The sequence below is a fragment of the Vibrio sp. 03-59-1 genome (genome assembly GCF_013114135.1).
GTDB classification, from domain to species: Bacteria; Pseudomonadota; Gammaproteobacteria; order Enterobacterales; family Vibrionaceae; genus Vibrio; species Vibrio cortegadensis.
The window spans coordinates 1-1,866 of record NZ_VTYA01000063.1 but is presented as its reverse complement, the minus strand read 5'-3'; the positions used below and the strand labels follow the sequence as shown (position 1 = coordinate 1,866).

The 1,866-nt window shown below is 50.5% G+C and carries 1 tRNA gene and 1 rRNA gene; both read right to left on the bottom strand.

The features are described from left to right. Window positions 1-255: 255 nt before the first annotated feature. Window positions 256-331 (bottom strand) — tRNA-Val (locus tag F0249_RS19895). Between the two features lie 88 nt (window positions 332-419). After that, window positions 420-1,866, bottom strand: a 16S ribosomal RNA gene (locus F0249_RS19890); the annotation flags it as partial.

Here is a 1,866-nt window from a genome sequence, read left to right as displayed (position 1 = left end):
CAATAATGGAACAATGTAAACATTGTTCCGAATACAAGACACTTGAATGTGTTTGTGTGTTTATCAATGAAGATAAACATTGAGAACTTTTAAATTTGATTTGAGTTACTCGTAAGTAATCAAATCAGTCAGCTTTCCAAATTGTTAAAGAGCAATATCTAACTTAATAGACATTTTCTAAAGACTTTATCGTCAGAAAATCCAACCAACTTCTTGCGAACTGGTTTGGATAACATAAACAAAATACTTAGAGAATGGTGGGCGATACCGGGCTCGAACCAGTGACCCCCTGCTTGTAAGGCAGGTGCTCTCCCAACTGAGCTAATCGCCCACATTAAGTTTTAATTCTTCAGTGGAGAAGAATGGTGGGTCGTGCAGGATCAATCTGTGTGGGTACTCATCGTGAAAATCTTCGTATATAAGGAGGTGATCCAGCCCCAGGTTCCCCTAGGGCTACCTTGTTACGACTTCACCCCAGTCATGAACCACAAAGTGGTGAGCGTCCTCCCCGAAAGGTTAAACTACCCACTTCTTTTGCAGCCCACTCCCATGGTGTGACGGGCGGTGTGTACAAGGCCCGGGAACGTATTCACCGTAGCATTCTGATCTACGATTACTAGCGATTCCGACTTCATGGAGTCGAGTTGCAGACTCCAATCCGGACTACGACGCACTTTTTGGGATTCGCTCACTATCGCTAGCTTGCTGCCCTCTGTATGCGCCATTGTAGCACGTGTGTAGCCCTACTCGTAAGGGCCATGATGACTTGACGTCGTCCCCACCTTCCTCCGGTTTATCACCGGCAGTCTCCCTGGAGTTCCCGACATTACTCGCTGGCAAACAAGGATAAGGGTTGCGCTCGTTGCGGGACTTAACCCAACATTTCACAACACGAGCTGACGACAGCCATGCAGCACCTGTCTCAGAGTTCCCGAAGGCACACCTGCGTCTCCGCTGGCTTCTCTGGATGTCAAGAGTAGGTAAGGTTCTTCGCGTTGCATCGAATTAAACCACATGCTCCACCGCTTGTGCGGGCCCCCGTCAATTCATTTGAGTTTTAATCTTGCGACCGTACTCCCCAGGCGGTCTACTTAACGCGTTAGCTCCGAAAGCCACGGCTCAAGGCCACAACCTCCAAGTAGACATCGTTTACGGCGTGGACTACCAGGGTATCTAATCCTGTTTGCTCCCCACGCTTTCGCATCTGAGTGTCAGTATCTGTCCAGGGGGCCGCCTTCGCCACTGGTATTCCTTCAGATCTCTACGCATTTCACCGCTACACCTGAAATTCTACCCCCCTCTACAGTACTCTAGTCCGCCAGTTTCAAATGCAGTTCCGAGGTTGAGCCCCGGGCTTTCACATCTGACTTAACGAACCACCTGCATGCGCTTTACGCCCAGTAATTCCGATTAACGCTCGCACCCTCCGTATTACCGCGGCTGCTGGCACGGAGTTAGCCGGTGCTTCTTCTGTCGCTAACGTCAAATGATGCTGCTATTAACAACACCACCTTCCTCACGACTGAAAGTACTTTACAACCCGAAGGCCTTCTTCATACACGCGGCATGGCTGCATCAGGCTTGCGCCCATTGTGCAATATTCCCCACTGCTGCCTCCCGTAGGAGTCTGGACCGTGTCTCAGTTCCAGTGTGGCTGATCATCCTCTCAGACCAGCTAGGGATCGTCGCCTTGGTGAGCCATTACCTCACCAACTAGCTAATCCCACCTAGGCATATCCTGACGCGAGAGGCCCGAAGGTCCCCCTCTTTGGCCCGAAGGCATTATGCGGTATTAGCCATCGTTTCCAATGGTTATCCCCCACATCAGGGCAATTTCCTAGGCATTACTCACCCGTCCGCCGCTCG